Genomic DNA, 13259 nt, shown 5'->3' with positions numbered 1-13259 from the left:
GACGACCCGGAGGCAAGTCGGCTGGAGCCCATGAATCCGGAGGTCCGAGCGAACGCCACCAGCCTGGCTTACCGACGTCGCCCTGTCCCTTGCGAAGGCGACAGCCTGGCCACCACGCTGGTGGATCCGTCGTAAAGCTCTCGCGAAGCTTGGTAACGGCTGTCGTTGGCCTGTTCCAAATCGGACGAGTAGTTGCGGCGGGCGGCTTGGAGCCTGGTCTGGGCCCTGACGTCACGTCCGTCCACCAGCGGACTGGAAAGTCTGTCCGGAGTTTTCTGGCCGCCCTTGGCACTCTTCGGAACAACAGAGACGACTCTCGGCAGGACCGGTCGCGCGTGCCGCCCGTCGGCCTCAGGCACAACGATCTTCTCGACGATGCGCCATCGCGCACCCTTCACCTCGGACGGCAGATACGAGGCCCCGCTCCTCAAGCAGAAATACCGGTCCTTGCCTGTCGATGTGTGGCGGGGAAAGCGCCCGATCATGGAAAGGACCGTTTCGCGCGTACCGCATCGGTTGCAGGTGACGTTGTACTCCACCTCATGTCCGGCGGGAACCACAGGGATACGCCCGGAGCACCACCCCTGGGACTTCTTCTTGCACTGCTTCGACCCCATGCCCGTCTCCTGAGATTTCGTCATCCTCTGGAGAGAGCTTAATGAGGTCGTTGGCTTCTGTGAATGATTTCCTTCTTGGTCCGTCTCATGGTGAAACGACGGACAACAATCCGGTATGGATATCACTCGCGTCGGCCGCCAAGTCAACGGTGAGCACTCGGAACTCATGCCCGTGCATCCGCGTCGTCACGTCGAGCTCGGGCACCTGCTCCGTCGCCGGATACAGCAATACCCCCTCGGTGCGCATGTCGTCCGCGACCTCGCCCTCCTGGCTCCGGACGTACGTGTACAGCTGGTAGAGGTGGTCCGAGCGGAGCCCTCCGCCGCGGTGCCCGAACTGCTTCGAGAAGGCGGTGGTGAACTTGGTGTCGAGCACGATCCGCCGTCGATGCCGCCGGTGCTCGAGGACCACGTCCGCCTCCATCACGGGCAGGAGCGCATCCATGGCATCCGATGACGACGACGGCCAGCGGAGTTGCTGCTTGTCCACGGACCATCCCTCCGGCCGCAGGTGCACGGCGTAGAACCCCCGGACCGCCGCCTCGAACAGTCGGCGGAGGCTGCGCTGCGACCAGTCGAGCCCGCGGAGCGCCATGCGGCCCGTCGAGTGGCTGGGCAGGGCCAGCTCCAGCAGGAGCTGGGCGGCGGCGACCATCCTGCGGTCGTCGCTGTCGAAGTGGCTGTAGGTCTGCTTCCGCGGCGTCAGCGGATCGGGACGCTCGGCGGTGACACCGACGCGTTGCAGGTCGGCCGCCACGGAGCGGCAGTCGTGGGCTAGGGCCGAGGTGCGGGACGGATCTGCAGACCGCAGGACTCTCGTGGCCCCCAGCCACCGTGCGGCCGTCAGGAGCGCGGCGCAGACATAGCGGTTGCGCGGGGTGTCCACCGTGAGCTCCTCGAAGTCGCAGGCGACCCGTCCGCGCTCCAGCAGCATGCCGCGTGCAGTGGTGATCTGGTCCACCCGGTCCCGCACGTGCGTCAGGACCTCGTGCCGGGCGACATATCCCGGCGTCAGCCCGCGTCGCATCCGGCTCCGGACCTCGGCCAAGAGGATCCGGGCCGCCAGATCCGCGAGCGCGGTGGGATTGCTCTCCGCCTGGACACGCTCGGACGCGGACAGGTGCTGGTAGAGCTCCGAGGCGTACAGGTAGAGCAGCCAGAGGTTGCGGACCGGGATTTGGGTGGAGCCTTCGCCGACGACGACGCCCACGCTGTCGTCGTCGGACTCGTCCATCGTCATGCCCGGGCGGCGAGCAACCGGTCCGATGCTTCGTCCGCGCGCTCGGGGTTGTCGAACCAGTACTCGTGGAGCAATGGGCGGATGGAAGTCTCCACCTGCTCGTGGAACCAGCCCCAGGCGTCGTCGACGACGTCCACGGGCGTCACGAAGCTGTGGCCGATCACGAAGTTCGGACCCAGCGAAGGATCCGTTCGGATCTGCTCGTTCAGCTCCTCGATGCCGGCCTTCACCACTCGGACGAATCTCCCCGCATCCACGCCCCGGCTGCTGATGCGGGCGGTCGTCCACTGCATCCACGCCTCATTGAGCTGGGGTTCGACGGTGATGAAGGAGAACCGGCGGCGCAGCGCCAGGTCCACCAGCGCCAGCGAACGGTCGGCGATGTTCATCGTGCCGACCACGTGCAGGTTCGGCGGCAACCACACCACCTCTTCATCTTCCTCATCTTCAATCTCCCGAGAGTAAGTGAGACTCATGGCATGCTCCTCGGACCGCTTGGAGGCCTCAATCAGCGTGAGCATCTCGCCGAGGGAGCGGGCCGGGTTGCCGCGGTTGATCTCTTCGATCACCATGACGTGGTCGAGATCGACATCCACCCGTGCCCGGTCGGCCAGGCGCAGGAAAGGCCCGTCCTTGAGGGCCAACCCGGCCGCCCCATCCCTGGTGGCCTGCGGCCTATATCCCCGGACGAAGTCCTCGTAGGAGGTGTTGGGGTGGAACTGCACGACCCGGACCGTGTCCGACCGACGTTCGCCCGCGAGGATCCACCCGAGCCGTTGCGCCAGCCAGGTCTTGCCCGTTCCGGGAGCTCCCTGCAGGATGACGTTCTTCTTGTGCCGCAACGTATGAAGAACGGACTGGATCTCCGATCGCGGCAGAAAGCACCCGTCCGCGATGAGGTGCTCAATCCCATACCCCGAGTCTCCGTCGGGATTCGAGTGCGCCTCCGCCTCCGCGATTACAGACGTCACCCGGGTTTCTGGCACCTGAAACTTCTTTTCTTTGTTCACGGACGGCCACCTTTTCTCAGCGTCATGGGACATGGCCGCGATGTTGGGATGCTCAGCGTCAGGAGAGGACACGTACTCCTGTACCTGGCGAAGCAGATCCACGTAGGCGTCCACGGCGCTCGCAGTCTTGGGGCCGGGTACTTCAAGTCCGAATATCTCACGCGCAAGGTTCACATGACTCTTTTCGAGGGGATAGAAGACATGCGGGCGGGCGCGGAAAAGCCCCGTGGCGACTCTCCACCCCAGGTTGGTTCCTCGAAGCACTGATGCCAGAGCGTTGCGGAACTCCCCCTCCCTGGTGGAGTCGTTAAGATCGTTTGCCCATGCGCAACCAGCACTGAAGACGTGCCAGAAGAGTTCGATCTGGTCCTTGCGGTCTTTCTCGTACTGGAACCACCACGCTTGGTGGAAGTGCGTCACGGAGGCGCCCGCGAAGCTCATTGGGGCAGGCGCGTCGATTCCAAGGCGTTCCCTGACGTTCGTCGCGATGCGAGCGCGACGATTGCCTCTGTTGAACATCCACATGAACGTGAACGGGCACATGTCGCGGACAGGCCCCACCGTTCCGTCCGAGTACCTGTCCTGATGGACCTTGTACCCGGCATCCGACCAGATCGTTCGGTACATCGTCGCAAGCGCGGGCCGGTCCTCCTGATACTCAAACAGCCGGGTGGCCACGGCCTCGTAGAACGGAACCCAGGAGAAGGGATCATCAGGCGAAATCTCCGCGTGGTCAGCAGTCTCCGTCGTGGCCACCTCCGTCACCGCCCCTCGGACTCGCGGTCCACGACGTAGACCTCCCGCAGCGGCATCCGGGAGCGCCACTTCTGGGGGAGGTCCTTGTAGTGGCGCAGGGTCATCTCCACGACGTCCTGGCCGGTGAGGAGCCGGAGGTCCTGGCGCACCCGCTCCAGGTCCACGGCGTCCCTGCTGTAGCTGCCCATGGTGACGAATAACCCCAGTTCCCCGACGGAGAGCGTGCCGATGAGGCGCTGGACGTCCGGGCGGCTCTGCACGGCGGCCGTGTGCTTGCACTGCACCTTGAGCAGCGGAGGCTCGAGGCCCAATGGGTCCTTGTGCGCGACGACGTCGATCCCACCGTCTGCCACGTAAGGAGTTACCCGCGCCTGGTATCCGAGGGCGCGCAGTAGATCAGCGGTGAAGTACTCGAACTCCTCGTGCGTCAGCTCCTCCAGCAGAGTCTTGCGCACGAAGTCCTCGGTGTACTGGTGGAGCTTCCCGGCACTGGGCTCGTCGGCGGCCCACTCGTCGAGGTGCTCTGCCTCCTCGTCGACGACGACGGGACGTGAGGCCTCCTCGACCGTCCCGGACGGCTGGTCGAGGTAGACCAGGAAGGCGGCCACGTTGTTCTTCACGCGGAAGAGCGTCAGCGCGGACCCGATCTCGTACAGGGCCTTCTGCGGGAAGATGCCCCGGGGGACGCCCGTGCGGATCCACTCCACCCGGCGACGGTGGTAGTGCTCCTCCACTTCCGGGTGGAACTCGTACTCGCCGGTCACGCGACCGAAATTCAGGGTGCCGTCCGGCTTGTACGGAGCGATGACTAGGTCGCCGATCCGCATCTCGAAGGCAAAGCGCAGCAGGATGCCAGCCCACACGGGAATGGCTCCAGGCTTAGCCTCCGGATAGGCGCCCTCCACGGCCTGTTTCATACGGGAGCGATCATTGCCGATCTCTTTCAGGTCGCCGATTTCGTCCCATCCGACACTCACGAAACCCTCGTCAACCAGCTCGGTTCTGAGTGCGTCGTTGTGGATACCCCATATCGCAGTCGTCGGCATACGTTCCCCTCCTCGTAGTCACCTGCAGAGACGCATGGCCGTTGCAGTTGGAAATTACCCGTCCCAAGCGTACGTCCGGACGCGTTGGTGAGCTGGAGCGAATCACGGGCGTCGGGCCGACCCCTCGCGCTCCTCCCACCCGTGGCGGCAGACCTCTTGGTACGTCCGCGTACCCGTACGGTCATCTCGCAAGCACGGTGGTCGAGCCGGGCCACGCCACCGCCCGGGGTGGCGTCTTGTGTGGCGCAGTGCCGACCAGGACATCGCTGCTGATGAGCGCCCGTCAACAGCAGCGTGGACCCACGGATTGAGCACCGTCCTGCTCGCTTAGGATTGACGCGCGAAGCCCGCCTCGAGCTCGCACGCGTCCCCAGCGTCCGGCCACGCCCGACGGCCCGCCGTCCGAGGTCATGCACGATGCCGCCGAAGGAAGAAACCTGTGCCCGCACGCTACAACCGCAACCCTTATGAGCCGGATGAAGCGGAGGAGTTGAGCTTTTACTATGCACAGGCACGAAAGGTGAATGGCGCGACTCCACCGGACCACCCCAACCGGAGGGCTGGGGACTACTTCGCCGGCATCGTCGCCGATCGCCGCGACTCCGTCGACCCGCCATATACCTATTACGAACTCGCCACGCCCATCGTTGTTGATGGCAAACCTCTGGACCAGCGCACGCTCCGGATGTTTCTGGGCCGACGAGGATATGAGAAGCTGCCTCCCTCGCAGAAGGCATACAGAGGCGTATCGATCTACTCCCGCCACCGGACCGAAACCCATTTCGCCTGCGGGCACGAGCGCGTCAAAGAGAACAGCTATGTCACCAAGCGTGGCCTGGACATCTGCCGGACCTGCCAGATGGAGGCAAACCGTGCTTACCACCAGGCTCGTCGCGCCGAAGCTCGCGAGAACGGCGAACAACGCGATGCCAACAGTACGTTTCCGGATGACCAAGGGATCACACCTGAGGGCCCTGAGGAAGCGGAGATGCCTCGAGCGACAGCCGATGTCGCTTCTGTCGCTGCTGACATCAACGCAGTCCTCGAACAGGGGGACATCGCCGATCTTCTCCTGGAGCCGCAGGAGGACAATGCAACCTCTCAAGCCGTGGAGGGACGCCTGCGCCTGGTCCTGAAGTCACTGCGTCAGCGCAATCGGAAGCTGCGTGAAGAAAAACTTGCCGCCGTCGAGCTTGCAGGTCGTCCTCTTGCCTGCGAAGTCTGTGACTTCGATTTCGGTAAGGCGTACGGCCCCAGAGGCGAAGGCTACATCGAGGTCCATCACACGACACCTCTGCATGTGACAGGGCCAGTGACGACGAGCCTTGGCGACCTGGTGCTGCTCTGCGCCAACTGTCACCGGATGATCCACCGTGGCCCAAACTGGCTCACCGTCTCGGAACTTCGAGCGCAGGTCGTGGCCGAAGGACGCGCATAACCCGGTAGCAGTGGCCTGGGTCTGCCGTCCTGCCATCCGCCGCATGGGCTTCCCGGGTCATACCTGACGGATGCCACTTTCACCATTGCGCACACAGAGTGACGACATCTCGGCCGGACTCCTCTACAGATGCGTGTAGATGAAGATAACCTTTGGAAACGATCACAACAGGCCCTCGAAAGGCCTCACGCACCGGCTCGCCGAGGGATCGGCGGTGACAGGAACAGGGGACAGCACATGCAGGACTCCGTAGGTTCATCCCGAAGGGCGAGGCCCTCGTTTCGGGAGACCTTGAGCCTGCTGTTCAAGGCTCGCTTCCCCGTCCTCTACATCGAGTCGTTCGAGGAGACCAGGGTCCTCCGGGAGATCTCGGCGGTCGCTTCCGACGTCGAGCAGGTGCGTACGCCCCGCCCGGTGTGGACCTGGTCCGCGACCCAAGGCCTGGTGGACCCGGAGGGGAAGCTTCCGTCCGGGACAAGCGATGCCGCGAAAGCCCTCGAGCGCGTGCTGAAGCACGCGGAGCCCGGCGTCTTCGTGTTCCGTGACCTGCACTCCCATTTCGGAGACGGTGCCGGACGCCCCGCGGATGCAACCGTGGCCCGCCGCATCCGCGAAATCGCCGAGGCATTCCAGACGGGGGTCGCGGCGCGGGTGCTCGTGCTCGTGTCGCCTGTGCTGCGCATTCCACCGGAGCTGGAGAAGGACATCACCATCGTCGACTTCCCGCTGCCGGACGAGTTCGAGATCCGGCAGCTGCTCGACGGCATGATCGAGGCGAACGCGTCCGGCGGTCGGATCCGGGTGGAGGTGGACGAGACCGGCCGGGAGCGACTGGCTCAGGCGGCCATGGGGTTGACGCTCCACGAGGCCGCCAACGCTTTTGCGCGCGCCATGGTGAACAACGGGGTGCTGGCGAACGAAGACGTCCAGGTCGTCCTCGAGGAGAAACGCCAGACGATCCGCAAGTCCGGATTGCTCGAGTTCGTCCCGGCGGATGTGGACCTCGCGGATGTGGGCGGTCTGCAGAACCTCAAGCGGTGGTTGAGCAAGCGGGACAACTCCTGGATGGCTGCCGCGGCGGACTACGGTCTTCCGGCCCCGAAGGGCGTCCTCATGACCGGCGTCCCCGGCTGCGGCAAGTCCCTCACGGCGAAAGCCGTGGCTTCCGCGTGGGGCCTCCCACTGCTGCGACTCGACATCGGCAAGGTCTTCGCCGGCCTCGTTGGATCCAGCGAGCAGAACATGCGCAACGCCATCCGCTCGGCCGAGGCAACGGCCCCGTGCGTCCTGTGGATCGACGAGATCGAGAAAGGATTCTCGGGCGCTGGCGGCAACGCGGGGGACTCCGGCACATCGTCCCGGGTCTTCGGTTCCTTTCTTTCGTGGATGCAGGAGAAGAACGCACCCGTGTTCGTCATCGCCACGGCCAACAACGTCGATGTCCTCCCGCCCGAGTTCCTGCGCAAGGGCCGCTTCGACGAGATCTTCTTCGTGGATCTTCCCACCGCCGCCGAGCGGTGCGATGTATGGCGACTACATCTCCACAAGCGGCTGGGCAACGAGAACGTCGCCGCCGGGCTCACGATCGACGACGCGCTGACCTCCCGACTGGCGGCGGTGACGGAAGGCTACTCAGGGGCCGAGATCGAGCACGCCGTCATTGCCGGGCTCTTCGACGCCTTCGCAGAGCGGCGGCCGCTGACCGACGAGGACCTGTTCCGTGCTGTCGAGAACATGGTGCCCCTGAGCATCACGCAGGCCGAGCAGATCCGGGCGATCCGGGCCTGGGCCGCTGTCCGTGCCGTCGCCGCGACCGCGGGCGAAGACCGCACCGGGTACGGCGTCGAGACGTCCGCCGGTTCGGACGGACCGGACGAAGCAGGGACCGCGTCCTCCGGGACGGTGGTCGAGCTGCCGCTCAACCGCGGCGGTCGTCTGGTGGACTTCTAGATGAGCAATCGGCCCCCGGGAGGATTCCCATGAGCGTCTCCCTGATCTTGGTCCCTGCGGCCATGGCCGCCGTCGCCGCGTGGAAGGCCAGTCGCCCGGAGACCGATGCGCACGGCCGCACGGTGTGCCATGTTGCCACCCGCATGCGCAACGAGCACCTCCTCGCCGCCGCGCTGGCTGACACCGGCGCTTCGACGGCCCTTCATGAGAGTCGCCTGTCGGCGGAGTGGCAGGGCGTCCAGGCCGACTTCCAGCGTGACGCGGAGGGCGCCTGGTCGGTGCACCTGGTCGGCGAGGTCGACACCGCCAGGGCGGAACAGATCATCGCAGCGGTCGATGCCGCCTACGGGCGGCGGGTCCAGCAGGAGGTCCTCGCCAAACTGCGAGAACGGGCGCCCCGAGCCGGAATGACCCTGGAGTCCGAGACCGTCGAGGACGACGACAGCGTCACCGTGGTCCTCACCGTGGGAACTTCGGCATGACGGCCCCGGCGCCCCGGCAGATCGTGGTTCGGGTCGACCCCGACGGCGCCATCACCGCCGAGACCAGAGGCATGCTGGGCCCGAGCTGTCTCGATTCCATCGCCCTGCTCGAGGACCTGCTCGAAGCCACCACTGTTCACAGCACGTTCACCGCCGACTACGACCGGCGAACGGACGCCATCGACACCGAGGTACGACATGAACTACGCCAGCAATAATCCCGTCGGGCTCCAGCCGACGGCTGGACAGAAGCTCGCGAGCGGGAAGTGGCGTCTGCGTCACAGCGCGTGGCTGCTCGCACCCATTCTCGGTCTCGGCATGTTCTCGTGGATCGGATTCGTCTATGTCGCAGCCCGCACGAGGAAGCGTCGGTGGTGGATCCTCGCTGCCGTCTATGCTGCGCTCAGTGCCTCCATCTTTGTTCTCGATGAAGTAGGCAGATCCACGGGAGTCCAGGCGTTCGGCGACGTCAGTGCTCTGGTGCTCCTCGCCACATGGGTTGGAGGGATCATTCATGCCTTCGTCCTCAATAAGGAGTATCTGCGGTGGCGGGCCTCGGTCGTCCCCTGGTACACGGAAGGCACTCCACCGCAGGCGCCGCCAGCTGATGCTCGTCAGCTTGGACAGCCGAGCCTCAACTTTCCGGGCGTCGACAGCGCCGCTTACTACCAGCCCAATCGGCCGGCCCCTGCACCAGGTCCTCGACCGTGGACGCCGCCCCCGCCGTCCGGGCCGGCGCAGTTCGTGCCACCCTCCCCCACACCGAGACCAGCACCGGCACCGGCACAATTCGGACCCGTGCACGTCAACACGGCGACTGCTCAGGACGTCGCCCGCCTTCCCGGCATCGACGACGCTCTGGCCCGCCACATCCTGTCCGTGCGGGACGCTCAGGGCCCGTTCCGGGACAACGACGACTTCGTGCGATCCACGGGATTGCAGCCGCATCAGTACACGAGGATTGCTCATCTCGTCGTGGTCGACGCCCCCGCCGCGGAGCAGGGCGGCCAGCGTCAGGGGCCTCCGGGTGGGCGAATTCTTGACATCTGACACAGCAACACTCCGTGTGTCGCACGTCGTCCCGGTGACCGAGGCCGAGGGACCCGGGCGCCGGTTCGCGGTGTGGATCCAGGGGTGCAGCATTCGCTGCCGCGGGTGCTTCAATCCGCACATGTGGGCCAAGAGCGGTGGACGGCCCGCAGAAGCGCTCGCGCTCGTGGACGAGGCTGACCGCTCGGACGTCGAGGGCATCACCCTGCTCGGCGGCGAACCGTTCGAGCAGGCCGAAGGCCTCGCCGAACTGGCCGAAGCGGCGCAGGTACGCGGCCTGTCCGTCATGACGTTCACCGGTTACCTCCGCGAGGACCTAGAGGCTCGTGCAGCCCGGGGCGACGACGCCGTTCGTCGTCTCCTCGGGGCCACCGATCTCCTGGTCGACGGACCCTACGACGATGCCCTCCCGGATCTCACCCGCCCCTGGGTGGGCTCCACCAACCAGCGCTTCCACTTCCTCACTCCGCGATACGCCCATCTCCGGGACCGTCTGGGCACATGCAATGACCGCCTAGAAGTTCGAGTCACTGCCGAGGGTCAGGTGTCCGTCAACGGATGGGCCACCTCGGACGATCTGGACACACTGCTCGCCGGCCTCGGCAGTCGGCGGAGACCTCCTCGCTCGCACAACTCGCGCGACGGGGCCGACCCGGTCTGAGGCCGGATCAGGATATTTCCCGGGTGGGTTTCTGCAGCGAAGACCTACGCATTCCCCGCTGATAAGGTCACGGCGGCCGTCAGTCCACGGATCTGCCGTAGCACCTCCCGTGGCGCGGCTGTGAGGTCTAGATGCCGTAGGTGCAATCACTCACCGGCATGCCGAGCCTCGTGCATGACCGGGGCCTATGGCCCCTGTGCGTAGATCAGCGTGGTCACGGGTCACCAGTCACCCCGCGGCATTAGCATGCGTATGCAACGGATCCGCGACGCTGAGAATCAACAACAGGACCCATCGTGTGGTGCCCCTGTTGAGACGTCAGCGGATCTGTCCAAGGTCTGGCCATCCAGCTGGGCACTGAATCCACCCGAGAGGGCTCGCCATGGCCAAGGCTCCGATTGACGGTATCGACACCGACGACGCGAATGATGCCGACCGGAAGGTCGTCGAGGACGAACGAGCCAAGCTGCGAGATTTCGTCAAGGGGCTCAGCCCGGATGACATCAAGTCGGGCCGATGGTTCACCAAGCTCAGCGCTCAGGCGGTCAAGCCCCCGGGAGTGGTGTAACGATCCTTCGTACGGGGATCAGGCTGTCAGTGCGGTCAGGGGGTCGGGATTCACCTCGCTTCCGGTGACGTCGACGGTGGTGAGCCGGCATCGGGTGAGTACCTCCAGGCCGAGGTAGCGGCGGCCTTCGGCCCACTCGTCGGTCTGTTCGGCCAGCACGGCGCCGACGAGGCGGACGATGGCTGCTCGGTTGGGGAAGATCCCGACTGCGTCGGTCCGCCGCCGGATCTCCTTGTTCAGCCGTTCGGCGGGGTTGTTGGACCAGATCTGGGCCCAGACGTCCTTGGGGAAGCTCGTGAAGGCGAGGATGTCCTCCCGGGCCTGCCCCAGATGCTCGGCCACCGCCGGGAGCTTCTCGGCGACGTAGTCGATGAGGCGGTCGAACTGGGCGTGCACGGCGGTGGCGTCGGGCTGGTCGTAGGCCGAATGCAGCATCGCCTTCACGGCCGGCCACATGCTCTTCGGGCAGATCGACATGAGATTGGCCGCGTAGTGGGTGCGGCACCGCTGCCAGGTGGCCCCGGGCAGATTCGCGGCGATCGCGTCCTTGAGCCCGGCGTGGGCGTCGGAGGTGACCAGGCGGACCCCGCCCAGGCCGCGGGCCACGAGGTCGGCGAAGAACTCGTTCCAGGCCGCCCCGGTCTCGGCCGTGGCCACCCGCATGCCCAGGACCTCGCGGTGGCCGTCGCCGTTGACCCCGGTGGCCAGCAGCACGACCGCGTTCACTACGCGCCCGCCTTCGCGGACCTTCATGGTCAGCGCGTCGGCGGCCACGAACGTGAAAGGACCGGCCTCGTCCAGGGGCCGGTGGCGGAAGGACTCCACGTGCTCGTCGAGATCACCGGCCATCCGGGAGACCTGGGACTTCGACAGGCTGTTGATCCCCAGGGTCTTCACCAGCTTGTCCATCCGGCGGGTCGAGACCCCGGCCAGGTAGCAGTCGGCCACGACCGTGATGAGGGCGGACTCGGCCCGTTTGCGCCGCTGGAGCAACCAGTCGGGGAAGTAGGTGCCGGTGCGCAGCTTCGGGACGGCGACGTCGATAGTGCCGATGCGGGTGTCGAGGTCGCGGTGCCGGTAGCCGTTGCGCTGGGTCACCCGCTCGGGAGCGGGTCGGCCCCATTCGGCGCCGACCACCGCCTCGGCGTCGGCGGAGAGCAGCGCGTTGATCACCGTCTGCAGCAGGGACCGCATCAGATCCGGGGACGCTTCGGACAGGGCTTCGCCGAGCAGGCCGACAGGGTCGACAATGTGAGGAGCGGTCATCGTGATGATGTCCTTTCGAGGGTGCTGTGAGAGGTGAACTCGAAAGATCTCACGGTGGCCGCGCCCTCGTCCGGAACGACGAGCAGGACCACCGCGCTACACCACTATCGGGGGCTCAACTTCGGGAAGCTTTTCCCGCGAATTCTTGCGCCATGACATGGGTGTCGCCGAGGGACCTCCCGCCCCAGGACAGGAACGTACCTACCCGTCGGCATGAGCTGGGCAGAGCCGCAGGTCAAGACCACCTTCGTCTCGAGATGAGCCTCCTGGGGATCTCCGCCGCCACCCCTCGCCGGGCGAGCCAGCCGTGGGCGCAGGTGCCCACAGCCAAATCGCAACAGATTCCGAGACACGCCCGTGATCAAAACGAGACTTTCTCGTTACTTTTCGATTAGTGTTCTCTCCGTGCCGATCCCCCCACTGATCGGTACCCCCATGCACATCGCCGAATTCTGCCGGTGCCCGGGGCCCCCTGAACACATCGCTCGGCAGAAGCGGGGGAACCACGAACGGTCCCTCCCCCGGGACCTAGGGGTTAAGTCGCCAGGGCCTCCACCCTGCGACCGGGTGTCTCCCACCCGCATCCGACAGCTCACCTCGCAGGCAAAAGGGAGGACATCACTCATGCCCATCTTCCACTCCCGCACGCCCCGCCACCGCGCCCAGCGCTCGTTCCCGCTGGGACGCACGGCGACCCTGGCGGTCGCCGCCGGTGCCATGGCGCTCGGCAGCGTGGCCCCGGCCCAGGCCGCCCCGGCCGCAGCCCCCCAGCAGCTCGTCAGCATCCAGTCCCAGTCGGGCAAGGCCGCGACCATCGCCGCCGCGGCCAGGAACCAGGTCGGCGTGGGCCAGGACTGCACCTCCCTGGTCACCAAGTCCCTGCGCGCGGCCGGGATCCACCACCACGGGTGGCCGGTCTCCTACCTGAACCTCGGCCACCGGGTCTCCGCCGCCCAGGCCCAGCCCGGTGACCTGGTCTACTACGCCAACGGGGGCATGGGCTTCGCCCACATCGCCGTGTACATCGGCGGCGGCAAGGCCGTCCACGGCGGCTGGAACGGCAACCAGACGGTCATCCAGACCGTCAACGTCGGCTCGGGTCCCGTCTACCTCCGCGTGCGCTGACACTCCACGCAGGATTCGGGTGTGCGGTTCCCGTCCCGACGGGAACCGCA

Annotated in this window: 13 protein-coding genes and 1 riboswitch; of the genes, 8 read left to right on the top strand and 5 right to left on the bottom strand. The window is 66.0% G+C overall.

Annotation, left to right across the window (positions count from 1 at the left end; genetic code table 11):
• Window positions 1-68 precede the first annotated feature (68 nt).
• From AYX06_RS19820 to AYX06_RS11565, 4 genes are all read right to left on the bottom strand, one after another.
• Window positions 69-617 carry a hypothetical protein gene (locus AYX06_RS19820; RefSeq protein ID WP_147017808.1) on the bottom strand — a complete coding sequence of 183 codons (549 nt, stop codon included), beginning with the start codon at window positions 615-617 and terminating at the stop codon, window positions 69-71.
• Between the two features lie 85 nt (window positions 618-702).
• Window positions 703-1851, bottom strand: coding sequence for a 5-methylcytosine restriction system specificity protein McrC (locus tag AYX06_RS11575; RefSeq protein ID WP_062735892.1), 1149 nt, complete (start codon window positions 1849-1851; stop codon window positions 703-705).
• Window positions 1852-1853: 2 nt separating this feature from the next.
• Complete coding sequence (locus AYX06_RS11570; RefSeq protein WP_147017810.1) at window positions 1854-3623, bottom strand: McrB family protein; 1770 nt, start codon at window positions 3621-3623, stop codon at window positions 1854-1856.
• Between the two features lie 5 nt (window positions 3624-3628).
• A complete protein-coding gene (locus tag AYX06_RS11565; protein ID WP_084271762.1) occupies window positions 3629-4540 on the bottom strand; it encodes a restriction endonuclease in 912 nt (303 codons plus the stop codon).
• A gap of 568 nt (window positions 4541-5108) precedes the next feature.
• Between AYX06_RS11565 and AYX06_RS19315 the strand changes: the two genes are divergently transcribed.
• The 7 genes from AYX06_RS19315 to AYX06_RS11535 all read left to right on the top strand — a co-directional run bounded on the left by AYX06_RS19315 (window position 5109) and on the right by AYX06_RS11535 (window position 10818).
• A complete protein-coding gene (locus AYX06_RS19315; RefSeq protein ID WP_232319295.1) occupies window positions 5109-6107 on the top strand; it encodes an HNH endonuclease in 999 nt (332 codons plus the stop codon).
• A gap of 291 nt (window positions 6108-6398) precedes the next feature.
• The gene (locus AYX06_RS11560) at window positions 6399-8057 is read left to right on the top strand and encodes an AAA family ATPase (protein ID WP_232319294.1); all 1659 of its coding nucleotides are present in this window, start codon (window positions 6399-6401) and stop codon (window positions 8055-8057) included.
• Window positions 8058-8086: 29 nt separating this feature from the next.
• Entirely contained in the window at window positions 8087-8539 is a 453-nt protein-coding gene (locus AYX06_RS11555) for a hypothetical protein (protein WP_062735888.1), read from the top strand.
• Window positions 8536-8757, top strand: a complete 222-nt coding sequence (locus AYX06_RS11550; protein ID WP_062735887.1) for a DUF2997 domain-containing protein — start codon at window positions 8536-8538, stop codon at window positions 8755-8757. Before AYX06_RS11555 ends, AYX06_RS11550 begins: the two co-directional genes overlap by 4 nt.
• Window positions 8738-9589 (top strand): ComEA family DNA-binding protein, encoded by an 852-nt coding sequence (locus AYX06_RS19815; protein ID WP_147017812.1) that lies wholly within the window; start codon window positions 8738-8740, stop codon window positions 9587-9589. Before AYX06_RS11550 ends, AYX06_RS19815 begins: the two co-directional genes overlap by 20 nt.
• Window positions 9567-10250 carry a 4Fe-4S single cluster domain-containing protein gene (locus AYX06_RS19810; RefSeq protein ID WP_232319293.1) on the top strand — a complete coding sequence of 228 codons (684 nt, stop codon included), beginning with the start codon at window positions 9567-9569 and terminating at the stop codon, window positions 10248-10250. Before AYX06_RS19815 ends, AYX06_RS19810 begins: the two co-directional genes overlap by 23 nt.
• 382 nt (window positions 10251-10632) lie before the next feature.
• Entirely contained in the window at window positions 10633-10818 is a 186-nt protein-coding gene (locus AYX06_RS11535; RefSeq protein ID WP_062735885.1) for a hypothetical protein, read from the top strand.
• Between the two features lie 18 nt (window positions 10819-10836).
• Here the strand turns inward: AYX06_RS11535 and AYX06_RS11530 are convergent, their stop codons facing one another.
• Window positions 10837-12084: an IS256 family transposase gene (locus AYX06_RS11530; protein WP_062735884.1), complete on the bottom strand. Its 1248-nt coding sequence runs from the start codon at window positions 12082-12084 to the stop codon at window positions 10837-10839.
• 433 nt (window positions 12085-12517) lie between these two features.
• A riboswitch (cyclic di-AMP (ydaO/yuaA leader) is annotated at window positions 12518-12703 on the top strand.
• 5 nt (window positions 12704-12708) lie between these two features.
• Here AYX06_RS11530 and AYX06_RS20510 point away from each other — a divergent pair.
• Window positions 12709-13209, top strand: a complete 501-nt coding sequence (locus AYX06_RS20510) for an NlpC/P60 family protein (RefSeq protein ID WP_062735883.1) — start codon at window positions 12709-12711, stop codon at window positions 13207-13209.
• The last annotated feature ends 50 nt before the right edge of the window (window positions 13210-13259 follow it).

The sequence above is a fragment of the Kocuria turfanensis genome, from assembly GCF_001580365.1.
GTDB classification, from domain to species: Bacteria; Actinomycetota; Actinomycetes; order Actinomycetales; family Micrococcaceae; genus Kocuria; species Kocuria turfanensis.
This window is presented reverse-complemented; position numbering and strand designations above follow the sequence as displayed.